Below are 26,528 nucleotides of genomic sequence, written 5' to 3' on the forward strand. Positions count from 1 at the left end.
AGTCATCCGCCGCAACGCCATCCACAAGGGCAAATGACAGCCCTCACCCCGCACCACGAACACACCCACACCACACCGCCAGACCACCCTGCCCACAGAACGGTCAAAACACGAGGAAACGGCCCGGCGATCGCCGGGCCGTTTTTTCAAGCCCACTGAACGGTGGTCTCCGGCGCCAGTCGCGGCAGACGAGCTCGCCACGGCGTCGGCCCTGGGTGGCCGAGGTTCACCACCGCCAGCGACCGGTATCGCCCGTCCGGGAAGAACTCGGCGTCGACGCCGGCCTTGTCGAAACCGGTCATCGGGCCCGCGACCAGTCCGATCGAACGCGCCGCGAGAATGAAGTAGCCGACCTGCAGCGCGGCACTGAACGTCCCGTTGGTGAGACGCAAGGGCTCATTCGCCTCGTACGTGTCCTTCAGCCCGGGATTGTGCGGGAACACCTCGGGCACGTACTCGTGGAACGCCGTGTCCAGCGCCAGGACCGCGACGACCGGCGCGCTCTGGGACTTGGGCCGGTTGCCTTCGGCCAGGTGCGGGATGAGACGGTTCTTTCCCTCTTCGGTACGCACGTAGAGCACCCGCAGTGGCTGGGTGTTGGAGGCGGTCGGCGGCCACTTCGCCAGGTCCCAGATTTCCGCGAGCTCAGCGTCGGACACCGGCGTCGATGCGAACGAGGAGGCTGTCCGGGCCTCGGTGAACAGCAGGGCCCGCCCGTCGTCACCGAGCCGGGGCCGGGCGGGAGTGTCCGCGTTCAGATTCGCTTCAGAAAGAGTATCCACTTCTAAAAAGCTAGCGACTAACCGGCAGAAAGCCACTCCTCGCCCGGTGAACTCGATCACCACCCGGTCGGGAGGAGTCGACGGTGAGGGAACGCTGTCGCCAGAAAGGCGCGGTGATGGGCGGGACGGGCCGCCTGCGTCGCGCGGTGGCCACGGGACTGGGTGGGATCCATGGAACGGGTGGTCGTACCACCATGGGGTGTCCAAGGACCGCAAGGGAAAGCGACCGGAAGAGATCAGGGGATGTGCTCGTCGGCCCAGTCGGCGATGCGGTCGAGGGCCGGCATCAAAGCGTGCCCCGCCGGCGTCAAGCCGTAGGAGACCGACACCGGCGGGCCTTCGTCGACGATGCGGACGATCAGGCCGGCGGTGGCCAGACTGGACAGGCGGTTGGAGAGAACCGAGTCGCTGATGCCGGAGATGCTGCGGGAGAGGTCGCGGAAACCGACCGGCTCGCCGCGAAGTTTGCCCAGGACTGCGGCATTCCAGCGGCGCCCTAGGAACTCGAAGGCTCGGGACAGGGCGGCATCACGGCGCACGCACGACGCGTGCTGCTCGTCGACCACTGTCATGAATGCAAAACTACACGCCCGGACGCTGCAGTGAGGTGGGCAACTGCTCGGGCGGGACGCACTCGATGCAGCCGTCGTCGCCGCTCCGCAAATACCACCCGAGGGCGACGCCGGCGAAGAGGCTGAGCATGCCGACGACCGCGGAGACGGTGACCGCGCCGGTCATGTCAGCGGGCTCCGGCGGACCAGCCGCAGACCGCGCTGGTCGAGGTCGGGGGCACTGTCGGCCCGGAACGTCACATACGGCGCGGTGAACGTGTCGACGCCGGTGCCGCGGTGGTTGCTCGGCTGGTAGGTGACGGTGACCGCACGGGGGGAGGCCGCCTCGATGATGCCGGCCCGCCAGCCGTCCTTATATACCCACACCGGGTCGGCAGGCCGGTAGCTCTCGGCCGGGGCGACCTCGGCCGGATCGCGGTGCACCGGGGTCACGGTGGGCGTGGACGCCGTCAGGTTCGGCATGGAAATGCCTCCAATGGCTTGAGGCGGACTCTTGCCGGGACGCGACGCAACATCTGAGCAGGCGAAGTTTTCGGCACGCTGTGTCAGCGGTCGGATCGTGTCTGTCAGCTATCATGCTCGTCATCAAGTGCGTTCGCAAGGCCGTCTGCACGTGCATCCGCAACGGCGTGCGGCGTGAAGGGGACGAACGGACCGGTTTCGTCGTTGACGATCTCCGCTCTAGGATGCGTAAGGCTGCGCCGGGCAGTCACAAAGCAGCGACGAGGAGTCAGGTGAGCGCGGGTTCGCTGGAGGAGGCGCCGGGCGGCGGCCCCACGGTGCTGCGCATCCTGCTCGGTTCCCAGCTTCGTAAGCTGCGGGAGTCGAGAGGGATCACCCGGGAGGCGGCCGGCTACGAGATCCGCGCCTCCGGTTCCAAGATCAGCCGGATGGAGCTCGGCCGGGTCAGTTTCAAGGAACGCGACGTCGCCGATCTGTTGACCATGTATGGGGTGTCCGACTCCGCGGAGCGTGACGCGCTGATCGGGCTCGCCCGTCAGGCCAATAACCCCGGCTGGTGGCAGCACTTCGGCGACGTTCTGCCGAACTGGTTCCAGGCCTATCTGGGGCTCGAGGCGGCCGCCTCGCTGATCCGGACCTACGAGATCCAGTTCGTTCCCGGTCTGCTGCAGACTCCCGACTACGCGCGGGCCGTGATCATGCTGGGTCATGCCGGCGCCAGCGCCGACGAGATCAACCGCCGGGTCGACGTGCGGCGGCAGCGGCAGCAGATCCTCACCCGTTCGGGTGGGCCCCAGCTGTGGGCGGTGATCGACGAGGCGGTCCTGCGGCGCCCGATCGGCGGCGTCGACGTGATGCGCGCCCAGATCGAGGCGCTGATCGAGGCCTCGAAGCTGCCGGGTGTCCGGCTGCAGATCATCCCGTTCCTGGCCGGCGGGCATGCCGCGGCGGGCGGGCCGTTCGCGATCCTGCGGTTCCCCGAGCCGGAGCTGCCCGACGTGGTCTATGTGGAGCAGCTGACCAGCGCGATCTACCTGGACAAGCGTGAGGACGTGGATCACTACGCGATGGCGATGGAGCGGGTCTGTATCGACGCCGAGCCGCCGAACCACACTCCCGAGATCCTGGGCAAGCTGCTGAACGAGGTCGGCCGCCCGGTCTGAGACCGAGCGGCCGACGGAGAGCGTCGCAGGGAAGTATCAGGCGATGAGGTTGTCGAAGTCTCCGTCGCGGACGCCGCCGAGGAAGGCCTCGATCTCGGCGCGGTTGTAGATCAGTGCAGCACCCTCGGGATCCCGGGAGTTACGCACAGCGACGTCGCCGTTGGGCAGGACGGCGCACTCAACGCAGTTGCCGCTCGGGTTGCTGCGGCGGCTCTTCTGCCAGGTGACTCCCTGCAGATCGCCGGCGGGCATGCCGTTGACCACGTTGGTCATTCCAAGCTCCCTAGATTTGCCCCCGGATCGCCCATCGATCCGGAGTCGGTGGTGTCCGCGTGCCCAATTCAGGTCGTCGATGCAAATGCACGTGCATCTGGCCTTGCGTAGTCACGGGATTCTGAGCATGATAACGCACGTACTACTCCCTAGGGGTGTCACTCAGGGTGACATCTTTAGGTGACGGGTCGGTCGCGGAGCGACAGTCTGCGGCCTCGGCGCGAGGCTCCCTGGCGGGGGCGTCCTTAGCGAGAGGTGACAAGCAATGTCGATACCGAACACCGGCCCCGAACACCCCGAGCCGGGTGGCTCCGGCGTGGTCGATGGGCCGCGCTGGGGAAACTCGCTGGTTCACCGGGACGCGCCGTTCACCGACGAGGTGTTCGCGGCGTCGACTCGGGCGACCATGGTGACGCACCGGTTCGGAGGGGTCAGGTATGCGTTGAGCCGGCCCGGCGGGACGACCGTCCGGAGACCGCCTGTCGAGGAGGATGAGTCCGACGCGCGCGACTGAGCTCGTTCGTTGCCACCGCCAGCAGCGACCTGCCCGGCCCCCGCAGGCGCGGGCCCCACACGTCCGCGGCAACCGCCTGCGGCCCAGTGGGCCCGCCTGGCCGGTGTACGAGTTCGCCGAGTCGGATTACTGCTACGGCATCGGGCCGATCCGGCTCCGCCTCGAATGGGTGAACTGGGCCAAGCCCATCCCCCACGAGGGTGACTACTGGCTCGGCGTCCGAGGTGTCGTGATCGATCGTTTCGGACGTGCGGGCGCCGTACGGGAGATGCTGGTCCGTGCGGCGTGTGTGCCCGTCCCGCCCGCCGCCAAGCGGCCACGCTTGCGGGTGTTGCGCAGCAGCACACCCGTCTGACGCCGGGTGGGCGGCGCGGTTCCCCGTGCTGGGCCGCCCACCCGGTCTGAATACGTCGCTGGGCCGCGCACCGGGCCGGAGATCAGTTCACTGGGTCGCCCGCCGGGTCTGAATCGTCGCTGGGCCGCGGAGGGCCTGAAATCAGTCGCTGGCCGCACGCCGGGTCGGGAAGCGGTCGCTGCCCGCCCCTACGGCTTGCGGGCCACTCCGGCCCAGTAGTAGGCGGCCTCGGGATTGTCGACCGGCTCGTCCGGCCGCCACGCCGACACCGGGGACACGCCCGGCTCCAGCATCTCCCAGTCACCGAAGAACCGCTCGACCGCCTCACGAGTCCGGGCGACCAGGGTCATCCCGGCCCCGGTGGCGGCGGCGACCGCGGCATTCACCTCGTCGGGATTGAAGTCGGCGGTCGGGTGGGTGATCGCCAGGCAGCTGCCGGACGGCAGGGCGTCACACAGCTCGGCCACCTTCGACCACGGGTCGTCGGCGTCGGACAGCAGCATGAGGATCGCGATCAGGGTGAGCCCGACCGGCTCCCGCAGATCGATGGCGTCCCGCAGTGCCTCGTTCGTCAGGATGGATTTCGGCTCGCGGATGTCGGCGGCGATGTATTCACTGCGGCCGGACGGGTGGCTGAGCATCAGGGCGCGGGCGTGCACCAGCACGATCGGGTCATTGTCCACATAGACCACCCGCGTCGCCGGCTCGATGCCCTGCGCGACCTCGTGCAGGTTGGGCCGGGTGGGGATGCCGGTGCCGATGTCGAGGAACTGGCGGATGCCCTCTTTGCGCACCAGGTCACGGGCGACCCGGTGGACGAACTTCCGGTTCTCCTTCGCCATGTACCGCATACCGGGGATGGCCTGGATCATCGCCTCGCCGACGGCCCGGTCGACGGCGAAGTTGTCCTTGCCGCCCAGCCAGTAGTCGTAGATGCGGGCCGAGTGTGGAGCGTTGATGTTGACCCCGGGCGGGGCGACCTCGGTAGGTGCGGAACTGCCCTCTGCCACGACCCGCCTCCTTGCAAAAGAACGCGGCGACACCTCGCGTCGACACGCCGCGTCACGACCCAGCCCAGCCTAGCCGCAACGATCGACCGACTTAACCCCCGGAATCCCGTTTTCAGGCGGCGGAGGCGTAGCCCCGGGGCGCGGCCGACACGACACGATCACGTCCGGCGTGCTTCGCAGCGTACAGATGACTGTCCGCAGTGGACAGTAGGGAGGGCTGTGTCGGGACGGGGGTCTCCGCGCTGGTGGCGACGCCGATGCTGACGGTCACCGGCAGGCCGCGGGTGATGCCGTGCCAGTCGTGGTCGCGCACCGTGCGGCGGATCTTGTCGAGCAGGGCGACTGCCCGGCCGGCGGTGGTGCCGGGCAGCACGATCAGGAACTCCTCACCACCCATCCGGGCGGCGAAACCCCCCGGGCAGCCGGCTGCCACCCCGTCGGCGAGCATCCCGGCCACCCGCACCAGGACCTGGTCACCCACGTTGTGCGAGAGCCGGTCGTTGATCTGCTTGAAGTGGTCGAGGTCGACGAGCGCGAGGGTCAGGCCGGGATCGGAGTCGATCAGGCCGGGCAGGCTCTCGTCGATGTGCCGGCGGTTGTGCAGGCCGGTGAGCGGGTCGCGGCGGGCCTGCTCGCGGAAGCGCTCGGCCTCCTGCCGGGCCTCGACCGTCTCGAACATCGCCTGCCTCGTCCGGGTCCGCGCTTCGCGCTGGAGCGAGTGCAGGTTCTGATACTCGGTGAAGAAGGTCTTGTGCGCGGCGAAGGCGGCCGCGAAGTCACCGCGGGCCGCGTGCAGCTCGGCCTGCTCCTGGTGCAGCCGGACCAGCGACTCACCGAGATCACGCTCGATGCAGTGCTGGAGGGCGTCGTCGAGGCTGGTCTGCGCCGCGTCGAACAGGCCCAGGCCGCGCTGCGCCTGCGCCAGGGTCACCAGGTACTGCGAGAGATCGTTCGCATCGTCCCACCGGCCCTCGGCATGCCGCTCCAGGCACAGGGTCAGGGTGCGCTCCGCCTCGGCGTAGCGCCCGTTGCCGATCTGGATCGAGCCGATCGTGTCGAGGTAGGCCGGCTCGAGCGTCATGTCCCACTCGTCGGCGAGTCGCAGCAGACGGTCCGCCACCTCCTGGGCGCGCCGCTGGTTGCCCGAGTCGTACTCCGCGTAGGCGTGATTGTTGAGCAGGCACAGCAGGGCCGGGTGGCCGGAGAGCACGGCCAGCTCCTCCGCCTGCGCATATCGGATGCGAGCCGCGTCCATCGAGCCGGCCGCCCAGAAGGCGTCGGCCAGCTTGGTGCGGTGCCAGATGTGCATGTGCGTGGTGCAGTCGTCGTCGAGCAGCTCGACCGCGAGCAGCGCATGCTCCAGTGACTGCTCGGCGTCGCCGAGGTGCTGGTGGATGTAGGCCCAGAGCACATGCATGCGGGCCATCAGGACCCGTGCGTCGTTGGCCACCACCCACTCGTGGATCTGCCAGATCTGCTCGGTGGCCGCGCTGATGTCGCCGAGGCGCATCCGCATGTTGGCCTGACAGAGCCGGGCTCGCGCGATCAGCAGTGGATCGCCGAGCACCTGGGCCGCCTCTTCCAGACGGATGGCCCGCGCCAGCTCGGCGTCGGCATCCCAGGAGCGTCTGTCCTCGATGTCGAGAAGGGCAGCCGAAAGCATGTCGGCGTCGATCGGGAACTCCATCAACCGCCTCCCTCCTCCGGCGCGTGCATTTCCTCAGCGAGGCCATCGGCACGCGAAAGGCGCGGTTGAGGGAAACGCCGGGCTCCCCGAGGCTAGCTCTGCGTGAGGAGCTGACCCCAGGGAGTACGGCGTGATCTGTGCCCTATTCGGCCGGGGCGGGCGCCAGGTCGACGGTCGACCGCAGCTTCGTCGGCTTCATCGCCACCGCGGCGATCACACCGACCACGGCCACCGCGGCCGAGATCAGGAAGATGTGACCGGTGGCGTCGCCGTACGCGACCCGTACCACGTGCTGGATCGCCTCCGGCAGGCTGCTCAGGTTGAGGCTGCCGCCCCCGCTCGACGCCGCGCCGGCCGGCACGCCCATCGCGGTGAGCTGCTCGGTCATCGAGTCGGACACGTGCCGCGCGAGGACCGCCCCGAGCACCGAGACGCCGATCGTGCCGCCGAGCGACCGGAAGAAGGCGACCGTGGAGCTGGCCGCGCCGATGTCCTTGAGCGCGACGGTGTTCTGCACGGCGAGGACCAGGTTCTGCATGGACATGCCGACCCCGATGCCGACGACGGCCATCGCGGTGCCGATGTACCAGAGCGGGGTGTCGTGGTCGAGGAACGAGAGCGCGCTGAACCCGGCGACCAGGATGATCGTGCCGGCCACCACGTACGGCTTGATCCGCCCGCTCTTGGTGATCAGCCGGCCCGCGACCGTCGAGGAGACCAGCACGCCGGCCATCATCGGGATCATCAGCAGGCCGGCCTCGGTGGGACTGTAGCCCCGGCCGATCTGGAAATACTGACCGAGGAAGACCGAGCCGCCGAACATCGCCATGCCGACCGCGAGGCTGCCGATGATGGCCAGCGTCGTGGTGCGCTCGCGGACGATGGGCAGCGGCACGACCGGCTCGGCGACCCGGGACTCGACCCAGGTGGCCAGGGCCAGCAGGAGCACGCCGCCGCCGACCATGGCCGCGGTCTGCCAGGAGAGCCAGGCGAACGAGTCGTCGACGAAGGACACCCAGACCAGGATGACGCTGACGCCGGCCGCGATCAGTGACGCGCCCAGGTAGTCGATCTTCACGTTGTCGCGGCGCATCACCGGCAGGTGCAGGGTCTTCTGCAGGACGATCAGGGCGATCACCGCGAACGGCGCGCCGATGAAGAAGCACCAGCGCCAGCCGAGCGCGTCGGTGTCGACGATCACGCCGCCGAGCAGCGGGCCACCGACCGTGGCCAGCGCCATCACGCCACCGAGGTAGCCGTTGTAGCGGCCGCGCTCCCGGGGCGGGATCATCGCGGCGATGGCGACCTGCACCAGCGCCTGCACACCACCCATGCCGAGGCCCTGGAAGGCGCGGGCGGCGATGAGCTGCTCGGTGTTCTGCGTGAAGCCGGCGATCAGCGAGCCCAGGATGAAGACGACGATCGAGGCCTGGACCAGGATCTTCTTGCTGTAGAGGTCGGCCAGCTTGCCCCAGATCGGGGTGGACGCGGTGGCGGTCAGCAGGGTCGCGGTGACCACCCAGGTGTACTGCGTCTGGGTGCCCTCGAGATCACCGATGATCTTCGGGAGGGCGGTGGAGACGATGGTGGAGCTGGCCATCGCCACGAAGAGCACGAGCAGAAGGCCGGACAGTGCCTCCATGATCTCGCGGTGGCTCATCGGGCCCTGCTGCTCCACCCGATCGACTGTGGTTGCGCTCATCGGGAGGCCTCCAGGATCAGGTCGTTGGCGAATCGGTTGAGTGACGTGGTGAGCGTGGTGATCTCCTCGGGCGTCCAGTCCCGCAGTGCCGCGGCTATCTGCTGCTCGTAGTGGCCGCGGACCTCGTCGAGGACGGTGATGCCCCGGTCGGTGAGCTGCAGGGTGCTGGCGCGGCCGTCGGACGGGTCGGCGACGCGGAGCACCAGCCCGTCGCGGACCAGGCCGGCGACCGCGCGGCTGACGGTCGACGGGTCGAGGGCGTGCTCGGCGGCGAGTTCCTTCATGTGGCAGCTGCCGGCCGGCTGGTGACGGCTGATCGCGGCCAGCATGCCGAGCGGCGCGATCGTGGGCTGCTGCTGTTTGAGGAGGCGGATGGCCTTGAGCAGGTCATGGAAAGCGTCCATGAGTCCGCGTCGTTCGTTCATGGCCGCCTCCTCGTGATGCTTGCTGCATACAACTATCTACCTGAAGTTGCCTGTTGCGCAACTTTGCCCACTGGGAACTGAATCACACGCCGGTACGCTCAGATCATGAGTGCGCCGACCGAGCAGGGCCTTCGCGAACGCAAGAAGGAGGCCACCCGCCAGGCTCTCTACGAGGCGGCGTTGCGGCTGGCGCTGGAGCTCGGCCCGGACCGGATCACCGTCGACGCCATCGCCGATCTGGCCGGTGTCTCCCGGCGGACCTTCTCCAACTACTTCGCGAACAAGGAGGAGGCGCTCTTCCACGGCGATCGGCGCCGGATGCTGCTGCTCTCCGGCCTGGTCCGGGCCCGGCCGGCGGCCGAGCCGCCCTGGGCCGCGCTGACCGCTGCGGCCGCCGAGTTCTACGCCGAGCTGGGCGACCTCGATCCGGAGTGGATCGCGCAGAGCCGCCTGGTGCGCCAGCACCCGTCGCTGGCCGCGGCGCAGGTGCAGACCTTCACCGCCCTCGAGCGTGAGCTGGCCGGCGAGGTCGCGGTCCGATTCAAGGATCAAGACCCGTCGGGGGTACGAGCGAAGCTCGTCGCCGCCACCTTCCTGGCCGTTCTGCGGGTGTCCCTCAACGTCTGGCTGGAGCATCCGGCCGAGCGCCGGTTCTGGGATGTGGCCCGCGACTCCCTGGCGATGGCGGGCGAGGGGTTCGCCGCCCAGACATGACGAGAGCGCGGCTCCGAGGTGGGGTCACCCGGAGCCGCGCTCGTCTGGGAGGTGCCGATCAGCCCTTGAAGCCGGCCAGGATCCGGGTGAACTCGAAGGACGTCTGGTTCACGTTGGTGCACTGGAAGAGGGCGCCGGAGCAGGCGTTCTTGTCGCGGTGTGCCTCCCACAGCGACACGAACCCGAGGTGCTTGGCGTTGGCGTGGGCGACCAGGTCACGCGCGTCGGCCTGGGTGAAGACGCCGTTGTCGTCGTTCACCCCGATCATCGGCGTGACACCGACCATCCGGTACGCGGCCGCGTCACTGTTGCCGTAGATCGACTTGATCTGCGCCTTGGTCGAGTCGACGGCCTGGATGGCGAGGTTGCCGTAGTCCTGGCCGGCGCGGCCGTAGTCCATCGCCATGATGTTGACCAGGTCGACGTCGACACCGGCGTTCTTCGCCGACCGGACCACGGCGAGGCCGTCCGCGGTGAGGCCCTCGGGCAGCACCGGCAGGGTCAGCGAGATCTTCAGGCCGGGGTTGGCCTTCTGCAGCGCGGCGAGGGCGGTCGAGCGGCGGGCCACCGACGCGGTGTCGGCGACGGCCGCGCCCTCGATGTCCAGATCGATGTACTTGAGCCGGTACGCGTCCACGACGGCCTGGTACTCGGCCTGCAGCGCGGGCACGCTGGTGCATGCCTGGGCCAGCTCGACACCGGTCGCGCCACCGAAGGACACCTTCACGTCCCCGCCGGCCGAACGGATCGCCGCGATCTGGTCGGCGAACTGTTTCTGCCGCGGGTCGAACGCGGCGAACCAGCTCGCCTTGCAGCCGGCGCCGGTTACGAAGGCGAGGCTGAACGACTTGACGCCGCCGCCGGACGCCAGCGACGACAGGGTGGTCGCGCCGTTGGAGAGCAGACCCATGTCCACATAGGGCGCGACCAGCACACCGCTGCCCGCCGGGGTGGTGGCCGTCGCGGTCGCCGTGGCCGTCGCGGTGGCGGTGGCGGTGGCGGTGGCGGTCTTTGTCGGGGTGGCCGTCGCGGTCTTCGTGGGAGTGGGCGTCGCCGTCGCGGTCCTCGTCGGGGTGGCGGTCGCGGTGGCCGGCGGCGGGGTGGCGGCGCCGCCGGAGCAGGACGCCCCGTTGATCGTGCAGCTCGTCGGGGCGCCGCTGCCGGTCACGATGAACCCGAACGAGACCGTCGCCCCGGCCGGTACCGTGCCGTTCCAGCTCGCGTTGGCAGCCGTCCGTGAGGTGCCCGAGCCGGTGATGGTGGTGTCCCAGAAACTCGTCACCTTGGCCGACGCGGGCAGGCCGAAGACCAGCTTCCACCCCTCGACGGCCGACCCGCCGCCGTTGCGGATCGTGTACTTGGCCTGGTAGCCGGTGCCCCAGTCGCTGTCCTTGGTGAAGGAAGCGGTGAGCGAGCCGGGTGTGGGTGCCGTGGTGGCGGCGACCGCAGCGCCGATGCCGCCGCCGACGGCCAGCACCGCGGCCGACGAGTAGATGGCGAACCGCAGACGACTGCGTTGCATGGGGGACTCCGATCGATCGAGGACGGAGTCGATTCTTCGGCCGGACAGCTTAAGAGTGCTCCGGCCGTACCCTTAAGGATCTTTAAATCGCCTTGGCGCCGAGGCCGCCGATCACCAGCGTCAGCGCCCGGCGCCAGGCCTGCGGATCGGCCGAGTGCTGGGCCACGCCCGCGTTGGCCATCATCAGCAGCGCGAAGTCACGGCCGGTGAAATCGGCACGCAGCCGGCCGGCGCGCTGGGCCCGGGTCAGCACGTCGACGGCCCGCTGGTAGGCGGTGGACCGCAGCCCCGCCAGCCGCTCGTCGTCGTCGAAGGCCGAGGTGACCAGCAGCTCGGCCAGGCCGCGGTCGGTGGCCTGCAACTCGCAGACGCGAGTGAGGTAGCCGACGAAGGCGGCCCACGGGTCGGGATGGTCGAGCGCCTGCTCGGCGAGCTGGACCGCCGCGGTCATGTGACTCGCGAAGACCTCGGCGATCAGATGCCGGCGGCTCGGGAACCGTCGGTAGAGAGTGGCGTTGCCCACACCGGCCCGCCGGGCGATCTCGTCCAGCGAGGCATCGAGACCCTGCTCGGCGAAGACCTCCCGCGCCGCGGCGAGCAGGGCCGCTCGATTACGCCGGGCGTCCGCGCGCAGCCGGGTGGCCATGCGCCACAGGATACGACGTTCCGCGGGAAAGACTGAGATCCGATGTTACCGTCCGCATGATCGAGGCGAACGGGACGAGAGGTGCGGTAATGCCACAGATCGAGATCGAGGTGCCGGCCGCGGACGGTACGACCGAGGCGTACTTCGTGACGCCGGAGGGATCCGGGCCGTTCCCGGCGGTGCTCTTCTTCATGGACGCGTTCGGTCTGCGGCCGCGCCTCGCGGAGATGGCCGCCCGGATCGCCGCCGAGGGGTATGCGGTGCTCGTGCCGAACCTCTTCTACCGCGACGCCCGCGGCCCGCTGACCACGCCGGACGAGCTGACCGACGCGGAGAAGCGGGGTGCCGCCTTCGGTCGCCTAGTGCCGATGATCAAAAACCTCACCCGCGAGCGGATCAGTGCGGACACCGCCGCCTACCTGGACTTCCTCGCCGGTCGTGACGAGGTGGCGGACGGGCCGGCCGGGATCGTCGGGTACTGCATGGGCGGCCGGAACGCGCTGGTCGCGGCGACGGAGCACCCGAACCGGTTCGCCGCGCTGGCGAGTTTCCACGCCGGAGGGGTGGTCACCGACGAGCCGGACAGCCCGCATCTGGCCATTCCCAACCTGACCGCCGAGGTCTATTTCGGACACGCCGACAACGACGGCTCGATGACCCCGGAGCAGATCAAGGCTCTGGAGATCACCCTCGCCGAGGCCGGGGTGGAGTACACCTCGGAGCTCTACGAGGGCGCCTCGCACGGGTTCACGATGAGCGACACGCCGGTTCATCACCCGGAGGCGGAGCAGCGGCACTGGGCGGCGTTGCTGCCGCTGCTGGGGCGCAGGCTCAGCTGACGCAGAACTCGTTGCCCTCCGGGTCGGCCATCGTGAACCACGAGTGCGGTCCCTGACTGGCCTCCCAGAGGAAGGTGGCGCCGCGCGCGAGCAGTTTGTCGCGCTCGGCGTCCCGATTCTCGGCACCCACCCGGACGTCGACGTGCCAGCGGTTCTTCACCGTCTTGGCGGCCTCGTCGAACTGGAACAGCAGCCGCCGGCCGTTCTCCGGGTGCAGGATCGCCGCGCCGGTACGCCAGACCAGCTTCCCGTTGTGGTGGGTGGTCTCGTCGTCGGTGGCGTACCCCTTGGCGACCATGTCCTTGATGAACGCCTCGTCCTGGGGCTCCACGGTCCAGCCGAGCGTCTCGGCCCACCAGTCGGCGAGCGTGTGCGGTTCGGTGCAGTCCACGGTGACCTGGAAGTCGTAAGCCATGAACCGCACGCTACCGGCGAATCAGGACAGCATCCGGCCTAATTGGCGTAGAGGCCGGGGAAGTACCTGTCGATCGCGGTCACGTCGTACACGTGCCGTACCTCGTTGATCTTCTCCTGCTGGACCCCGAGGAACTCGACCAGGCGGGCCGTGCCGAACGGCGCCGCCAGGTCGTAGATCAGTGCCGCGCCGTCCACCGCGTCGGTCCGGGCCACCACGGTGACGCCGTCCGCGAACGCGATGATCCGGTGCAGCACCTGGAGCAGTTCCTCCTCGTCCACCGGCGCGTCGAGGTTCCACTCGGCCTCCACGTCCGGTGCGAGCAGTCTGCGTGCCCCGGGCAGGTCGTCGCCGGTCCACGACCTGACCCAGAGATCCACTACGTCCACGATTGTCAGCCGTTCAGCATGGTTTCGGCGCTCACGAAGGTGTACCCGGCCTTGATGATGCCCGGAACCAGCTGCTTGAGGTAGTCGGTGCCGAGATACCCGTGGTAGAAGAGGCTCGCCACACCGTCCCGGATCACCAGGTTGCGCTCGGCGCTGGCGATCAGGTCGGCCGGCAGCCGCGACGGGTGCCCGTTGTAGGCGTCCGGCTCCACGTTGCCGATGTTCTCCGGCACCACGACCGAGCCGTACACGTCCCGCACGGTGTACGGGAAGAACTGGCCGAACTGGCGCGGGTAGTCGTACTTCGCGCCGGTCAGCACACCCGGGAAGTAGAGGCCCCGGTCGTACCGCTTGCCGAAGAGCGTGTTCGCCGCCTGGTAGTCGGCCGGGCTGGCCGCGTAGTGCGGGAACTCGAAGATCTTCGGGGTGCCGAGCCCGGTGGCCGCGAAGACCGCCCCGGAGGCGACCATCCGCGCGGTGGCCCAGGCGACCGAGTCCTCCTTCACCGGGCCGTCGTAGACCACCCGGTCGTTGCCGTCGACGTGCGCCATGAAGAACTCGAAGTCGTTGGCGCTCACCCCGTCGTAGGGGTTGGCCACCGAGCCGTACTGGTGGGTGTAGCCGTGCATCAGCAGCGTGCCGCCCTTGGCCTGCATGTACTTCAGGGCGGCCACCACCGCCGGCTTCTTCGCCAGCGTGTAGTCCTCGGGCTTGCCGTCGTTCAGGGCGCCCTTCGGGTCCCGGTACCGCGGGTAGACGGCGACGCTGAACGGCACCTTCTGCGACGACAGGTAGTCGGCGATCGCCTTCAGCTCGTCCGGGTCCGAGTCCGGGCCGATGTCCTCGATCCGGATCAGGGCCCGGTGCCGCTCCGGGGTGCTCGGGGCGAGGGCGTCGAAGAGCAGGTCCGCGAAGATCAGGTAGCGGTCGTCGTGGGTGACGTACGAGAACGGGATCTCGCTGACGTAGGTCAGGTTCGCGGACCGCACCGCCCACGGCAGGGTGGACCCGTCGGCCCGCTTCGCGGCGGCCAGCGTGGTGACCTTGGAGGTGTCGGTGACCGACAGGTTCATCAGGCCCGACTTGTTGTCCGCGCCGCGGGTCAGCGAGCGGCCCTTGTAGGACACCTCGGCCACGTCGGCGAAGTCGTAGAGGCCGCTGGTGAAACCGAACCGCGCCGCGAAACCGTCCACCTTGGTCAGCTGCCACACGTTGTCGCGGACCCAGATCACCGGCTTCGTGGTGGCGGCCACGTCGGCCAGGAACGCGGCCGGCAGCGGCTCGTCGTAGGTCGAGCCCAGGTAGATCACGGCCGAGTAGTTCGCCAGGTCGCCGGCCTTGTAGCCGGTCACCGGGGCGGCCGTCCAGGCGCCGAAGTGCGAGCTCAGGTTCGCCACCTGGGTCGCGTAGACCTCGCCCAGCCAGCCGAAGTCGCCCGTGGTGTCGTACAACACCAGGGTCTTGGCCGTGCCCCCGCCGGGAGCCGCCTTGCCGGTCTTGACCGCCGCGGTGGTGGCGGTGGAGGTGGCGGCGTCCGCCTCGATGGTGCTGAAGCCGACCGCGGCGACCGCGGCCGCGGCTGCGCCGGCGACGAGAACGTTGCGGCGGGAGACGATGGCGTTACGCATCAGGCGACGGCTCCGGACGTGAGGGCGGACGGGGCGACGGGCATGGCCTCGGGGAAACTCGCGAGACCGAGAAGAGCGGCGGTGGCCTGGGCGGTGCGCTGCGCGGCGAGACCATCGCCGTACGGGTTGCCGCCGGCCGTCATGGCGTCCCGGCGGGTCCGGCTCTCCAGCAGCAGCGACGCCTCCGACACGATCAACCCGGGGTCCGAGCCGACCAGCTTGGCGCAGCCGGCGTGCAGCGACTCGACCCGCTCGGTCACGTCCCGCAGCACCAGCGCCGGCACCCCGAAGGACGGGGCCTCCTCCTGGATGCCGCCCGAGTCGGTGAGCACCAGGTACGCCTCGGAGAGCAGCCGGGCCAGGTCCGGGTAGGGCAGCGGGTCGGTGACCGTCACCCGCTCCACCCCGGCCAGGGCGGCGTCCACCTGCTCGCGGACCGCCGGGTTGGGGTGGCTGGGCAGGATCACGTCGATGTCGTCGTAGCGGGCGATCAGCTCCTTGACCGCGGACAGGATCCGGTCCAGCGGCTCGCCCCACGACTCGCGGCGGTGCGCGGTCACCAGGACCAGGCGGTTCGTGCCCGTGGCCCGGGCGGCGGCCACGTCGGCGTTCTCGTAGGGCAGCTTGCGGGCGGCCACCGCCAGTGTCGCGTCGACCACCGTGTTGCCGGTGATCAGCACGTCGGTCACCGGGATCTTCTCGTCCAGCAGGTTCATCGCGGCCAGCGGCGTCGGCGCCAGGTGCAGGGCGGCGACCTGGGCGACCAGGCGGCGGTTGCCCTCCTCCGGGAACGGCGACTCCAGGTCGCCGGAGCGCAGGCCGGCCTCCAGATGGACGACCGGGATGCGCCGCCAGAACGCCGCGAGGGCGCCGGCCAGGCTCGTCGTGGTGTCGCCCTGCACGATCACGGCGGCCGGGGTGCGTACCGACCAGAGCTCGTCCAGCTCGCGGATCATCGCGGTGAGCAGCTCGGCCTGGCTGCCGGTCTCCCGCTCGACCTGGAGGGTGATGTCCGGCGCCAGGTCGAAGGCGGCGAGCGCCTGGGTGACCATCGTGGGGTGCTGACCGCTGGCCAGCAGGATCGGGGTGAGCAGGCCGGCCTCCCGCATGGCGAGGGCGACGGGGGCGAGCTTGACGGCTTCGGGGCGGGTGCCGCCGACGAGGTGGACTTCACGAGACACGGGGGGAGCCTTTTCTCTCGTTCGTTACTGAAGGGGGGAGGGGTTCAGGCGGGGACGGCCAGGGGTTCCTCGACGAGGCGCTCGGTCTTGGCCCAGGCCTGACGGCCGCTGGCCTGCCGGCCCAGAGCGCGATAGGTGGCGGCGAGACCGAGGATCAGGAAGGCGGGGTACGCGAGAGCGGCGGTCAGCATCCGGGGCATGCCCTCGTCGCCGTGCTTGCGTTTGTGGACCAGCGCCCAGAGCACACCGGGGAAGGTGGTGACCCCGAGCCACACGCCCAGGCTCTCGCCGAGCGCGGCCCAGGTCGGGATGAAGACGATCGGGTGGCCGACGAGCAGGCCGCCCAGCCCGGCGATCCCGGTGCCGATCAGCAGCACCGTGACGATCGCGTTGGCCCACGGGGAGAGCAGGTAGTGCAGCATCTCGGCCAGGGCGATCCGGGCCACCCGCGGCGACTCGAAGAGCCGGCCCAGGTAACGGGCGCACTGCATGTTGCCCTGCGCCCAGCGGGTGCGCTGGCGGGTCAGGCGCCGGACGTCGACGACCGCCTGCTGGGTCACCGAGGCGCGGGAGGTGTAGCGGATCCCGACGCCGTTCAGGTGCATCCGCAGGCCCAGCTCCAGGTCCTCGACGAGGCAGCTGGACCACGGGGCCGTACCGAGCGTCTGGAGTGTGGAGAGCCGGCTGAACTGGCCGTTGCCACCGAGGCCGACGGTGTCCAGGGCGTCCCGCATGTTCTGGCAGGCGTCGACGATCGCGCCGAACTCGAGGTCCTGCACGGCGCCGAGGAGACGGTTGCGGTTGCGGATGCGTACCTGCACCTGCGCCGCGCCGACCCGCTCGTCGCGCATCAGCCGGGAGACCTCGACCAGGATGTTCTCGCTGCCCTGGCCGTCGCCGTCGATGATGCCGACGACCACCTTCTCCGGGGCCACGCCGGCCTGGGCGGTCAGCATCGAGATGTGGCGGTAGGCGGCGTTCAGCGCCTCGCCCTTGCCCTGCCGGGCCTCCGGCAGATCGCGCCGCATGATGTGCAATCGGGGGTGATCGATCGCCGCCAGCACCTCGGGTGTGCGGTCGTCCGATCCGTCGTCGACGACCAGGACCCGGGACAGGGTGCCGGCCGGGCCGCGCAGATTGAGGGCCGCGCCGACCGTGTTGGCGACGACGGCCTCCTCGTTCAGGGCCGGGACGATGATCCAGAAGTGCTCCGGCCGGCCGTTGCCGCCGGCCAGTGAGCGGTTGACCACCTTGGCGCGGTGCGTGCCGTGGTAGCGGAGTGCGAACCAGACCAGGACCACCGTGGTGATCGGCCAGGCCAGCAGGACCGCGTAGCCGGCGACCGCGAACTGCCAGCTGTCCGACGCGGTCATCGGAACCTCCCCCGTAGTCGTTACCGTCCGTGCATTTGCCCTGGACGTATTAGGACATTAGGGAACTACCGAGCGTCACTCAAGGGCGATCATCGGAACGGAGGAGGAGACCGGCTAAAAGGGCGAACCCAGACATCTCAGACTGCGCTCAGCAGGCGAAACCGGGCGCGTTGAGCACCATTTCCGGCATATGGGGCCCACTCCGGCGCGGAGTCAGGCGAATGCGGAGAGTGACTCAGGTGGGCATGCCTCAGTGGCCACGTTAAGTGACCGTGAAGCTACTGCGGGCCGTCGAGCAGGGTGGGATCGCTCCGCAGCATCGCCGCCAGCCGGCGGGCCGCCATCTCGGTCTCCTCCGGGCGCTCCACCTGCAGCGGGATCGGCTCGGGGAGCGGCTCCGGGAAACCGGGCTGCTGCGGCTCGGCGTGCTGGGCGGGGTACGCCTGAGCATACGGATGCGGCTCGGGATAGCCCTGATGATGGGCGGCCGGCGCATACGGCTGTGTCGGGACCTGAGGCGGCGGTGTCGGCGCGAACGGGTGCGGCGTGGTGTTGCCCTGCTCGGCATATCCCGCCGGCTGCTCGTAGCCGAAGGCCTGCTCGTGCCGGTTGGTGACGAACGGCTGCTCGGCAGTGGTGGGCTCGACATACTCGAAGTCGGTCGTCGGGCCGAACCGGTCCTGATCGTCGCGGCTCGCCCGGGGCGGCGCGGCCGGTGGAGGCTCCTCGACCGGCTCCTCGACATCGATCTCGAAGTCGGCGTGCCGCGGCCCCGCCTCGGTGGCCCGTGCCGCGACCGCGTTGTCGGCGGTCACCTGGACCACGCCGTCGGCCATCGCGAAATGCAGCAGAACCGGATCACCGGCGCCCTCGACACCGACCGTGACCGTCATCTGGGGGTTGCGGGAGACCACGCCCGCGATCGCCTCGACCAGCTCGGTCACCGCCGGCGGAGTGCCGCCGCCGCTCTCCCCGGCGGCGCGGCGCCTCAGCTCATCCCGCCGGGCGAGCTTGTCGAGCGCGTCGTCCAGTCCGCCTCGCACGTCACGTCCTCTTTCCTACGCGGTCGCCCGATACCCCAACTGTGCCCCTCCGCGGGCCGATTTGGGAACCGCTCCGCTCCGGCTTCCGTGGGAAACCGTCATCGGGCGACCAGGACCACACCCTACGACTTCATCCGAATGGCCTTGTCGAGAGCCTGGTCCAGGACCACGAGCAGAGCGTCCCGTACCGAAGCACGGAATCGCGCATCGAAGGATATGACCGGCACGTCTTCACGCACCGCGAGGGCCCACCGCACCTCCTCGACGCTGTAGCTCATCTGCCCGTTGAAGGTGTTGATGCCGACCACGAAGGGCAGGCCGGCCCGCTCGAAGTAGTCGACCGCCGGATAACAGTCGTCTATTCGATTGGTGTCGACCACGACCAGCGCACCCAGAGCGCCCTTGACCAGGTCGTCCCACATGAAGGCGAACCGCGTCTGACCCGGCGTGCCGAAGATGTACAGCTTCAGCGTCTGGTCGATGGTGAGGACACCGAAGTCCATCGCGACCGTCGTGCCGGTCTTCATCGTGGCCTGGCCGGGATTGTCGATGCCGACCGACTCCGAGGTCATCTCGGCCTCGGTGGTCAGCGGCGAGATCTCGGAGATGGCGCCCACGGTGGTCGTCTTGCCGACCCCGAAGCCGCCGGCCACGATGATCTTGACCGGGACCGGCGCCTTTTTGGGCGCCGGAGCGCCGGGTATGCGCGCGGTACCGACGACGCGGTTAGCTGATGGATCGAAGTCCACGGATCACTCGCATGATGGTGTCGGGGTCAGGTGTGTCGTTGTCCAGCACATGGACGTCGAGCTGGCCGGTGGCGCGGAGGTCGCCGACCAGGATTCGGGTCACGCCCAGGTGCAGACGCAGTCGTGCGGAGATCTCGGCGACCGAGATCGGGCTCTCCTCGCAGAGGGCCACGATCGCCCTGGTTTCCGGAGAGAGCCGGGACGGTGGCGCACCGGGCACCAACGTCACCTGCGTCTCCATACCGATGTCGGGGTCGCCTCCATCGGTCCGCCCGGACGTGATGACGAACGGGCGCAGCGTATTGGTCGAGGACTCGACCGGCGGCTGCTCCCCGGTAGGGGTGTAACCACCGGTCGAGTGCTGAGGACCGGATTGCAGGAAAGGCCGGACTCCGGGTCTCGCCGGAGCTACCGGGTCGTCGGGGTCCGGGTAGGTCACTGCTGGACTGCGTTCTTCAGCTCGGCGATCAGGCGCGGGCTCAAGGCGCCGCCGGCACGGGTCGCGAAGAGCGTCATCTCGTACGCCAGCGTGCCCAGGTTGGCCGAACGGTCCGCGATGACACCCAGCACCGAGCCGGCGCTGATCGCGGTGACCAGAAGGTATCCGTCCGCCATGTCGATGATGACCCGGTTCAGGGCGCCGAGACGGTACCAGCTCGCGGCGCCACCGGCGAGGCTCGTGAGGCCGGAGACGACGGCCGCGAGACGCTCGGCGTTGGGCCGGTCCTTGATCGCCGACATGGCCATCAGCAGGCCGTCCGAGGAGACGGCGATGGCTTCGATCACACCCGCGGTGCCGGAGGTGAACGAGTCAAGCAGCCAGTTGAAGGTTTTGGCTTCAGCGCTGAGCTGACTTTGCGCGGGGGAGTAAGGGGAAGTCATCGCGGTTGTCCCTCGTGTTGTGGCTGACTTTCATTCAGTGCGAGTGCGACTCCGTACTCGAACTGATCCATGAGAGCCCGGGCGGCTTCGGGGTCCAGCGTGGACGGGGCCGGCGGGGTGATCGGTTGATGCATCTCGTCGCGAGGGAGGGTTGCTCCCGGCACGCGACGGGTCAGCGGTGCGCCACCGTTCGAGGACGGGGGCGCGGGCGGGGCGGGCGGAGCCGGCGGGGCCTCCCACTGCTGCGGTGCGGACGGGGTCTCCCACTGGGGGGTCTCCCACTGCGGAGTGTCCCACTGCTGCGGCGCCGGCGGGGGCGATACCGGTGCCGGGGAGTCCCAGCTCGGGGCGGAGAAGTCCGGCACCGGCAGCGACACGCTCGTGTCGTGGGCGCGGACGACACCCGCCTCGAAGGCGTCGAACGCGGCACGGGCGGCCAGGGCGTCGTCCTGCGACTTCGGCGCGGCCAGCTGGTGCGGAGCGCTCTCGGCCGGGAGCTGGCTGCCGGGGACCCGGCGGCGCAGAGGAGCGGCGCTCCCGTTGCGCTGCGGCTCCGGCATCACCGGAGGGGCCGGCGGGGCAGCCGGGATCTCCGGGGCGGCCGGGGCCGGGACGTTCCAGCTCGGCTGCACGGCCACCTCGGCGCTCCAGCTGGGCTGGGCCGGGGGAAGCTCGGGCAGGGCGGCCGGAACCCGACCGGCGACCGGGGTGCCCATGTCGTACGACTGGACCGGCTCCGGGTAGCCACCGGCCGACGGGTAGGCCGGCTCCTGGTACGGCACACCCGGCGAGTACACCGGCTCGGCGTCGTAGACCGGCTGTCCGGCGTACGGGTCCGCGGGAGCGCTGCCCAGCGCCGGAGCACCGGACCCGCCGAACGCGTTCCACGACGTGCCGGCCTCGACGACCTGGGTGGCCCGGCTGAGCTTCACCGGGTCGAACGGCTGCTGGCTGCCCGGCACCGACCGGACGGCGGCGCTGGTGATCGCCACCTCGGTGGTGTTGCCCCGCAGCGCGCCCGAGTAGGCGCCCGCCATCGGCATCTCGGCGGCCTGGATCTGCGGCGCCGCCGGAGCGGCCGGGAAGGCGCCGACCGGGGTCGTCGGGTAGGCCGGCGGGGCGATCGGCGAGAGGTTCTCCACCCGCGAGATCAGGTGCGACGGGCTCAGGTCCACCCACGCGGTCAGACCACCGTCGGGGGTGTCGGTCAGGGTCACCTCGATGCCGTGCCGGCGGGCGAGCCGGCCGACCACGAAGAGACCCAGAACCTCGGTGGGCGCCAGGTCGAGGCGCTCACGACGGGTCAGTCGCGCATTTTCCTCGGCCAGACGCTCGGGCGCGAGGCCCAGGCCGTGGTCGACGATCGCGAGGCGGGCGCCGCCGCGCAGCTCGCCGGCGCTCACCGTGACGTTGGTGTGCGGCGGGGAGAACGTGGTGGCGTTCTCCAGCAGCTCGGCCAGGAGCAGCGTCAGGTCGGCCAGGACGGCCGGCACCACGACGATGTCCTCGGGGATGTCCACCTCGACACGGGTGTAGTCCTCGATCTCACCGAGGGAGAGACGGACGACGTCGGAGAGGGCCAGCGGGGCCATGTGCTCGTTCGCGCCGGCGCCACCGGAGAGCACGACCAGCGCGGACGCGTTCCGGCGGAGACGGCTGGACATGTGGTCCAGACGGTAGAGCTCGCGGAGGCGGTCGCTGTCGGTCTCCTTGCGCTCCAGCGTGTCGATCAGGGACAGCTGACGGCCGACCAGGTTCTGGGTACGCCGTCCGACGTGACCGAACATCTGGGCGACGTTGCGCCGGCCGTCCACCTGCCGCTGCACCAGCCGGGCGGCGGTGGTCTGCACGCGGTCGAACGCCCGCGCCAGGTCGCCGATCTCGTCCTGCGCCTCGACGTCGAGCGGGTCCAGCCGGATCGGGCGGACCTGGGCCTCGGCCTCGTCGTCGGCCACCCGCTCGAGCTCCGACTCGGCCTCGCGGGCGATGCGGTCGGCGGACGCGGTCAGACGCCGCAGCGGCCGGGCGACCGCGCGGGCCATGAAGATCGACAGCGTGATCACCAGGACGAGGAGCAGGAACGCGCCACCACCGATGAGCGCCGACTGCTGGATGGCGCTCGACCGGTTGGTGGCCACGGTCAGGCCCACGTCCTGCGCCACGCGCTTCTCGACGAAGCTACCGAGGATGGTCACCGACTCCAGCGACGGGAACAGCTGCCTGATCTTGAGATCCTTCAGCGCCGCCGTGGGGTTCCGCTCCAGCGCGTCGGTGAACTTGGGACCCACGCGCGCGGTGAACGCCTGCTGGGTGCTCAGGTACAGCTTGTACTGGGCGTCGGTGAAGTACACCCGGGACGACGTGATGATCGACTGGATCTGGGCGAACGTCGAGGTGAACTGGCTCATCAGCAGCGTCGCGTCCTGCGGGCTGCGGGCGTTGGCGACCACCGCGGCGGACAGCCAGCACGACGCCTGGCTGATCAGGTCGTCGGAGCGCATGGCGCGGTCCAGGGCGTAGACCTGCTGGCCGACGGCGGTCGTCAGGTCGGCGCCGGTGGACAGGCCCAGGCCCTCGATCAGCGGGTTCACCGCGCTGGTGAAGTCAGCGATCACCGTCGGCGGCGTGATCGAGCGGTTCAGCACGTTCTGCCGGGTGCTGTTGAGCTTGGCCGCGCCGGCGATGGCCCGGCGCAGCGGGAGCGGCGCTTCCTCGTCCTCGGCGAGGTGGGCCACCGAGTCGGCGGCCTCGGCGCTCTGCAGCACCAGGGCCGGGCGGTCGACCAGGCCGAGGAGGAAACCGACCGAGAGCAGCCGCTCCTCCTGCAGCTCGATCAGCGTCGCGCTGACCGCGGTGGCCCGTTCGACGGTGTCCGCGGTGTCCTGCGCGTTGGTGGCCGCCTCGATGCGCTCGTAGATGACCGGGATGGCCAGGCCGACGACGCCGAGCAGCGGCACGAGGATGAGCAGGGCGAGCTTGCCCAGGATGCGGAACTTTCCGAATAGCACGTTTAACGCTCCCAGGCCGGCGTGCCGCCGAAACCGCCTCCGGCGAAGCCGGGCGGGTTGTCACCCTGGACCGAGACGTCACGGCTGTCGGCGGCCGTCGCACGGCTGCCCCGGGCGGTACGGACACTGTTCCAGAAAGCGGCGACGATCAGCAGCACGATCGCGACGACGAGCAGCACCCAGGCCTCGGCACGGCGGTAGGCGAGGTCGTCGGCGCGCTCGTCGAGGAGGGTCGACATCTCCTTGAGCAGCACCGTGGCCAGCGCCTTCAGGGCGTTGGTCAGGGTGCTCTGCGCGGTCACCAGGATGGAGACGTCGGGGGTGCCGCCGAGGTTGGCGCCACGGTTGGCGGCCTCGACACCACGACGGAACGAGTCCAGGTTGTTGACCGTGTTGCTGGCGAGGGTCGAGCTCTCGGTGTCCTCGGCGGCGGCCTGCAGGTGGTCGGTCAGCTCGGAGACCGACTCCTGCACGGCGATGATCTCGGCGCCGAACTCGACGGCGAGCTGGGCCCGCTGCTGGCTCTTGGCGGCGGCCAGCATGTTCGCCAGGTCGCCCATCCGGCTGACGTGGGTGACCGCCTCCGGCATGTCGGCGGTGACGGTCTCCTGGAGGTACCAGATGTCGCTCTGCGCGTCCTGGTTGAGCTTCGCGTTCTCCCGGATCTCGGTGTAGAGCTCCAGCGCGAGGTCGCCGACCTCGAGGTGGGCCTCGTAGATCTCCTCGGCGGTGCCGCTGAGACCGGTGAGGCGCCCGATCTTCTCCTTGAGCCCGGACCAGCGGCTCGTGGTGTCGAGGTCGCCGCCGAGTTTCTCGTCGACGCCCTGTACGCGCGCGACCGCGGCGGTCAGCGAGGCCGGCTCGTCGGTGACGCCCTGCAGAGCCGAGGACTGCGACTCGGCCAGCGCGCTGATCAGCGGCGCCATCTCGACCAGGTACTCGATGCCCTTCTGCTTGAGGGCGGTGTCGTCCCGCTGAGTGGTGTTCTCGTTCAGGACACGCAGAAACAGGACTGCGGTCGGCAGCACGACGAGGACCGTCAGCACCACCGCGAGGGAGGAGCGTAAACGGGATCGCCGGCTGTTCACCGAGACTGACATTGCTTTAGTCCTCCGCCATGCACACGCGATGGGCCAGTGGGGGCTACGGACAGTAGCCATGCGGGCGCACCGATCCGGGTCAATCTATCCGAGAAATCCTCAGAAAACCCCTTTCCAAGGGTCAGAGTTCGCTCGGCTGATCGGGGGATACGCGGCACTCCCGACTTCGCTGTACGAGAGGCCACGCTGCAGTCCACGCGGTTTTCGGGCCAAGTGAGGGGTGCCGCCGGAGATCGTATCGGTCGCCCCGGTGAGAACTGAATAAGAGTTCTACTTCGGATTTGTTACGTCTCAGCGACTTCGCATTCACTTTACGTGCCCAGGTGATTGCCCTGCGGAATAATTCAACGCAGAGTGACGTGTTGGACACAAAAATGTGGGCCTCTCCGACCGGTTTCGGTACGGAGAGACCCGAATGACTCAAATCCTGGCCAGTGCCTTACGCAGTGGGTCGAGTCCCAGCGACCCCAGGTTCAGGGCGTCGCGGTGGAACGTCTTGAGGTCGAAATCACTTCCTTTGCGGGCCTTTGCCTCGTCCCGGGCCTGCAGCCAGATGCGCTCGCCGATCTTGTACGACGGCGCCTGCCCCGGCCACCCGAGGTACCGCTTCCACTCGAACCGCAGGACGTCCTCCTGCATCCGGCAGTGCGCCCGCAGGAACTCCCAGCCCAGCTCCGGAGTCCATCGTTCGCCAGGGTGGAAACCGAACGGATTGTCACGGGGGATCTCGAGCTCGAGGTGCATGCCGATGTCGACGATCACCCGGGCCGCCCGCAGCGACTGGCCGTCGAGCATGCCCAGCCGGTCACCGGGATCACCCAGATAGCCGAGCTCGTCCATCAGGCGCTCGGCGTACAACGCCCAGCCCTCACCGTGCCCGGACGACCAGCAGAGCAGCCGCTGCCAGCGGTTCAGAGAGTCGGCCCGGAGCAGGGTCTGGCTGACCTGCAGGTGATGGCCGGGCACACCCTCATGGAACACGGTGGTGACCTCACGCCACGTGGAGAACTTGTCCTGCGACTCCGGCACCGCCCACCACATCCGGCCCGGCCGGGAGAAGTCCTCGCTGGGCCCGGTGTAGTAGATGCCGCCGTCGCTGGTCGGGGTGAGGCGGCACTCCAGCTTGCGGGCCGGCGGCTCGATGTCGAAGTGCGTGCCGTTCAGCTCGGTGATCGCCCGGTCGGAGAGGGCCTGCATCCAGTCGCGGAAGGCCTCCTTGCCGGCGATCGTGCGGGCCGGGTCGGCGTCCAGCGCGGCCACCGCCTCGTCGATCGTGGCGCCCGGCCCGGCGATCCGGGCCGACACCGCCCGCATCTCCCGTTCCAGCCGGTCCAGCTCGGCGAAACCCCACAGGTACGTCTCCTGCAGGTCGACCTTGGCGCCGAGGAAGTACTGCGAGGCCAGCGTGTACCGCTCCAGCCCGGCCGCCTCCTTCTCCCGGCCCAGCGGCGCCAGCTCGTCACGCAGGAAGGTCCCGAACGCGGCCGTCGCGGCGGTGGCCGCCTCCGCCCCGCGCCGCAGCTCGGCGGCGAGCGCCCCGGAGGCCTGCAGCCGGCCGGCGAGCGAGTGGAAGAAGTCGTCGCGGGCCGGATCGGTCCACGCCTCGCACTGCTCCGCCACGGCCAGCAGCTGCTGACGCGCGCTGACCCGGCCGTCGGCGGCGCCCTCCAGCAGGGTCCGTCGATACTGTTCGAGAGCGCGGGGGAACGCCTTCAGCCGGGTGGTGATGTTGGCGACCGCCTCCTCACCCTCGGTCGGCATCACGTCGAGCACCATGCGCAGCTCGTGCAGACCGCTGGTGATGACACTGACATCGGTACTGACATAGCCCGCGTCGTACTGCGCGAGCTGGAGACCGAGGCGCTCCATCATGGCGTCCTTGGCGACCTGCTCGGACTCGTGCTCGGGCTCGATCAGGTCGAGCTCGGTGACGGTCCGGCGGATCAGCTCGGCCTGCGCGGCGTACCCCTCCGGGGAGAGATCGTCGGTCTGGTCGTCGTAGCCGGTTATGCCGGCCGCGGTGGCGCCGGTCGGGTTCAGCGGCGCCCATTCGTCGACGTAGCGGTTCGCGAGTGCGTCAATTCGTCCCACAGG

At 69.6% G+C, this 26,528-nt stretch carries 28 protein-coding genes; 5 read left to right on the forward strand and 23 right to left on the reverse strand.

The features are described from left to right. Positions 1-146: 146 nt before the first annotated feature. The 4 genes from BM290_RS46190 to BM290_RS46200 form a co-directional block, all read right to left on the reverse strand. Positions 147-782: a malonic semialdehyde reductase gene (locus BM290_RS46190; protein WP_239144142.1), complete on the reverse strand. Its 636-nt coding sequence runs from the start codon at positions 780-782 to the stop codon at positions 147-149. Between the two features lie 236 nt (positions 783-1,018). Further along, complete coding sequence (locus BM290_RS46195; protein ID WP_093622376.1) at positions 1,019-1,354, reverse strand: winged helix-turn-helix transcriptional regulator; 336 nt, start codon at positions 1,352-1,354, stop codon at positions 1,019-1,021. A gap of 10 nt (positions 1,355-1,364) precedes the next feature. Then, entirely contained in the window at positions 1,365-1,520 is a 156-nt protein-coding gene (locus BM290_RS48980) for a hypothetical protein (RefSeq protein ID WP_177320192.1), read from the reverse strand. Beyond that, positions 1,517-1,816, reverse strand: coding sequence for a hypothetical protein (locus tag BM290_RS46200; protein ID WP_093622377.1), 300 nt, complete (start codon positions 1,814-1,816; stop codon positions 1,517-1,519). The genes BM290_RS48980 and BM290_RS46200 overlap by 4 nt, the downstream gene beginning before the upstream one ends. Before the next feature lie 272 nt (positions 1,817-2,088). On the opposite strand from BM290_RS46200, the gene BM290_RS46205 reads away from it, so the two are divergent. Further along, positions 2,089-2,979, forward strand: coding sequence for a helix-turn-helix domain-containing protein (locus BM290_RS46205; protein ID WP_093622378.1), 891 nt, complete (start codon positions 2,089-2,091; stop codon positions 2,977-2,979). A gap of 36 nt (positions 2,980-3,015) precedes the next feature. Here BM290_RS46205 and BM290_RS46210 read toward each other — a convergent pair whose 3' ends face one another. Further along, on the reverse strand, positions 3,016-3,252 hold the full coding sequence (locus BM290_RS46210) for a DUF397 domain-containing protein (protein WP_093622379.1): 237 nt from the start codon (positions 3,250-3,252) through the stop codon (positions 3,016-3,018). 265 nt (positions 3,253-3,517) lie between these two features. Between BM290_RS46210 and BM290_RS46215 the strand changes: the two genes are divergently transcribed. After that, positions 3,518-3,766, forward strand: a complete 249-nt coding sequence (locus BM290_RS46215; protein ID WP_143134225.1) for a hypothetical protein — start codon at positions 3,518-3,520, stop codon at positions 3,764-3,766. A gap of 103 nt (positions 3,767-3,869) precedes the next feature. Continuing rightward, positions 3,870-4,121, forward strand: a complete 252-nt coding sequence (locus BM290_RS46220) for a hypothetical protein (protein WP_239144143.1) — start codon at positions 3,870-3,872, stop codon at positions 4,119-4,121. Positions 4,122-4,309: 188 nt separating this feature from the next. Here the strand turns inward: BM290_RS46220 and BM290_RS46225 are convergent, their stop codons facing one another. The 4 genes from BM290_RS46225 to BM290_RS46240 all read right to left on the reverse strand — a co-directional run bounded on the left by BM290_RS46225 (position 4,310) and on the right by BM290_RS46240 (position 8,945). Further along, entirely contained in the window at positions 4,310-5,131 is an 822-nt protein-coding gene (locus tag BM290_RS46225; protein ID WP_093622381.1) for an SAM-dependent methyltransferase, read from the reverse strand. A gap of 112 nt (positions 5,132-5,243) precedes the next feature. Next, entirely contained in the window at positions 5,244-6,818 is a 1,575-nt protein-coding gene (locus BM290_RS46230; RefSeq protein ID WP_093622382.1) for a GGDEF domain-containing protein, read from the reverse strand. A gap of 142 nt (positions 6,819-6,960) precedes the next feature. Then, complete coding sequence (locus BM290_RS46235) at positions 6,961-8,520, reverse strand: MDR family MFS transporter (protein WP_093622383.1); 1,560 nt, start codon at positions 8,518-8,520, stop codon at positions 6,961-6,963. Beyond that, entirely contained in the window at positions 8,517-8,945 is a 429-nt protein-coding gene (locus tag BM290_RS46240) for a MarR family winged helix-turn-helix transcriptional regulator (protein WP_093622384.1), read from the reverse strand. Before BM290_RS46240 ends, BM290_RS46235 begins: the two co-directional genes overlap by 4 nt. 105 nt (positions 8,946-9,050) lie before the next feature. Here BM290_RS46240 and BM290_RS46245 point away from each other — a divergent pair, with 105 nt between their 5' ends. Further along, on the forward strand, positions 9,051-9,659 hold the full coding sequence (locus BM290_RS46245) for a TetR/AcrR family transcriptional regulator (RefSeq protein WP_093622385.1): 609 nt from the start codon (positions 9,051-9,053) through the stop codon (positions 9,657-9,659). Between the two features lie 58 nt (positions 9,660-9,717). On the opposite strand, the gene BM290_RS46250 is transcribed toward BM290_RS46245, so the two are convergent. Together BM290_RS46250 and BM290_RS46255 are read right to left on the reverse strand one after the other, a co-directional pair. After that, on the reverse strand, positions 9,718-11,181 hold the full coding sequence (locus BM290_RS46250; RefSeq protein ID WP_093622386.1) for a cellulose binding domain-containing protein: 1,464 nt from the start codon (positions 11,179-11,181) through the stop codon (positions 9,718-9,720). 82 nt (positions 11,182-11,263) lie between these two features. Continuing rightward, entirely contained in the window at positions 11,264-11,827 is a 564-nt protein-coding gene (locus tag BM290_RS46255; RefSeq protein ID WP_093622387.1) for a TetR/AcrR family transcriptional regulator, read from the reverse strand. An 89-nt stretch (positions 11,828-11,916) separates the two neighbouring features. Between BM290_RS46255 and BM290_RS46260 the strand changes: the two genes are divergently transcribed. Then, a complete protein-coding gene (locus BM290_RS46260) occupies positions 11,917-12,666 on the forward strand; it encodes a dienelactone hydrolase family protein (protein WP_093622388.1) in 750 nt (249 codons plus the stop codon). Here BM290_RS46260 and BM290_RS46265 read toward each other — a convergent pair. The 12 genes from BM290_RS46265 to BM290_RS46320 all read right to left on the reverse strand — a co-directional run bounded on the left by BM290_RS46265 (position 12,659) and on the right by BM290_RS46320 (position 26,525). Beyond that, complete coding sequence (locus tag BM290_RS46265) at positions 12,659-13,081, reverse strand: VOC family protein (RefSeq protein ID WP_093622413.1); 423 nt, start codon at positions 13,079-13,081, stop codon at positions 12,659-12,661. The two genes, BM290_RS46260 and BM290_RS46265, sit on opposite strands and share 8 nt — an antisense overlap. Positions 13,082-13,119: 38 nt before the next feature. After that, a complete protein-coding gene (locus BM290_RS46270; protein ID WP_239144144.1) occupies positions 13,120-13,461 on the reverse strand; it encodes a hypothetical protein in 342 nt (113 codons plus the stop codon). 14 nt (positions 13,462-13,475) lie between these two features. Next, entirely contained in the window at positions 13,476-15,098 is a 1,623-nt protein-coding gene (locus BM290_RS46275) for a DUF2334 domain-containing protein (protein WP_093622390.1), read from the reverse strand. Beyond that, entirely contained in the window at positions 15,098-16,279 is a 1,182-nt protein-coding gene (gene wecB / locus BM290_RS46280; protein ID WP_093622391.1) for a non-hydrolyzing UDP-N-acetylglucosamine 2-epimerase, read from the reverse strand. Before wecB ends, BM290_RS46275 begins: the two co-directional genes overlap by 1 nt. Positions 16,280-16,323: 44 nt before the next feature. Then, entirely contained in the window at positions 16,324-17,652 is a 1,329-nt protein-coding gene (locus tag BM290_RS46285) for a glycosyltransferase (RefSeq protein WP_093622392.1), read from the reverse strand. Between the two features lie 278 nt (positions 17,653-17,930). Continuing rightward, positions 17,931-18,695, reverse strand: a complete 765-nt coding sequence (locus tag BM290_RS46290; RefSeq protein ID WP_093622393.1) for a hypothetical protein — start codon at positions 18,693-18,695, stop codon at positions 17,931-17,933. A 122-nt stretch (positions 18,696-18,817) separates the two neighbouring features. Next, positions 18,818-19,444: a GTP-binding protein gene (locus BM290_RS46295; protein ID WP_093622394.1), complete on the reverse strand. Its 627-nt coding sequence runs from the start codon at positions 19,442-19,444 to the stop codon at positions 18,818-18,820. Continuing rightward, complete coding sequence (locus BM290_RS46300; RefSeq protein ID WP_093622395.1) at positions 19,422-19,883, reverse strand: DUF742 domain-containing protein; 462 nt, start codon at positions 19,881-19,883, stop codon at positions 19,422-19,424. The genes BM290_RS46295 and BM290_RS46300 overlap by 23 nt, the downstream gene beginning before the upstream one ends. Beyond that, the gene (locus BM290_RS46305; protein WP_093622396.1) at positions 19,880-20,326 is read right to left on the reverse strand and encodes a roadblock/LC7 domain-containing protein; all 447 of its coding nucleotides are present in this window, start codon (positions 20,324-20,326) and stop codon (positions 19,880-19,882) included. Before BM290_RS46305 ends, BM290_RS46300 begins: the two co-directional genes overlap by 4 nt. Continuing rightward, entirely contained in the window at positions 20,323-23,334 is a 3,012-nt protein-coding gene (locus BM290_RS46310) for a HAMP domain-containing sensor histidine kinase (RefSeq protein WP_093622397.1), read from the reverse strand. Before BM290_RS46310 ends, BM290_RS46305 begins: the two co-directional genes overlap by 4 nt. A gap of 2 nt (positions 23,335-23,336) precedes the next feature. After that, a complete protein-coding gene (locus tag BM290_RS46315; RefSeq protein ID WP_143134226.1) occupies positions 23,337-24,380 on the reverse strand; it encodes a hypothetical protein in 1,044 nt (347 codons plus the stop codon). 474 nt (positions 24,381-24,854) lie between these two features. After that, positions 24,855-26,525: a DUF885 domain-containing protein gene (locus BM290_RS46320; RefSeq protein ID WP_093622399.1), complete on the reverse strand. Its 1,671-nt coding sequence runs from the start codon at positions 26,523-26,525 to the stop codon at positions 24,855-24,857. Between the last annotated feature and the right edge of the window lie 3 nt (positions 26,526-26,528).

This window comes from Actinoplanes philippinensis (assembly GCF_900113015.1).
Taxonomy (GTDB): domain Bacteria; phylum Actinomycetota; class Actinomycetes; order Mycobacteriales; family Micromonosporaceae; genus Actinoplanes; species Actinoplanes philippinensis.

Excerpts from the sequence above, each read along its gene's own strand:
- BM290_RS46195 (WP_093622376.1), bottom strand. The coding sequence starts at position 1,354 with ATGACAGTGGTCGACGAGCAGCACGCGTCGTGCGTGCGCCGTGATGCC.
- BM290_RS48980 (WP_177320192.1), bottom strand. The coding sequence starts at position 1,520 with ATGACCGGCGCGGTCACCGTCTCCGCGGTCGTCGGCATGCTCAGCCTC.
- BM290_RS46200 (WP_093622377.1), bottom strand. The coding sequence starts at position 1,816 with ATGCCGAACCTGACGGCGTCCACGCCCACCGTGACCCCGGTGCACCGC.
- BM290_RS46210 (WP_093622379.1), bottom strand. The coding sequence starts at position 3,252 with ATGACCAACGTGGTCAACGGCATGCCCGCCGGCGATCTGCAGGGAGTC.
- BM290_RS46215 (WP_143134225.1), top strand. The coding sequence starts at position 3,518 with ATGTCGATACCGAACACCGGCCCCGAACACCCCGAGCCGGGTGGCTCC.
- BM290_RS46230 (WP_093622382.1), bottom strand. The coding sequence starts at position 6,818 with ATGGAGTTCCCGATCGACGCCGACATGCTTTCGGCTGCCCTTCTCGAC.
- BM290_RS46235 (WP_093622383.1), bottom strand. The coding sequence starts at position 8,520 with ATGAGCGCAACCACAGTCGATCGGGTGGAGCAGCAGGGCCCGATGAGC.
- BM290_RS46240 (WP_093622384.1), bottom strand. The coding sequence starts at position 8,945 with ATGAACGAACGACGCGGACTCATGGACGCTTTCCATGACCTGCTCAAG.
- BM290_RS46245 (WP_093622385.1), top strand. The coding sequence starts at position 9,051 with ATGAGTGCGCCGACCGAGCAGGGCCTTCGCGAACGCAAGAAGGAGGCC.
- BM290_RS46250 (WP_093622386.1), bottom strand. The coding sequence starts at position 11,181 with ATGCAACGCAGTCGTCTGCGGTTCGCCATCTACTCGTCGGCCGCGGTG.
- BM290_RS46255 (WP_093622387.1), bottom strand. The coding sequence starts at position 11,827 with ATGGCCACCCGGCTGCGCGCGGACGCCCGGCGTAATCGAGCGGCCCTG.
- BM290_RS46260 (WP_093622388.1), top strand. The coding sequence starts at position 11,917 with ATGCCACAGATCGAGATCGAGGTGCCGGCCGCGGACGGTACGACCGAG.
- BM290_RS46265 (WP_093622413.1), bottom strand. The coding sequence starts at position 13,081 with ATGGCTTACGACTTCCAGGTCACCGTGGACTGCACCGAACCGCACACG.
- BM290_RS46275 (WP_093622390.1), bottom strand. The coding sequence starts at position 15,098 with ATGCGTAACGCCATCGTCTCCCGCCGCAACGTTCTCGTCGCCGGCGCA.
- BM290_RS46285 (WP_093622392.1), bottom strand. The coding sequence starts at position 17,652 with ATGACCGCGTCGGACAGCTGGCAGTTCGCGGTCGCCGGCTACGCGGTC.
- BM290_RS46305 (WP_093622396.1), bottom strand. The coding sequence starts at position 20,326 with ATGACTTCCCCTTACTCCCCCGCGCAAAGTCAGCTCAGCGCTGAAGCC.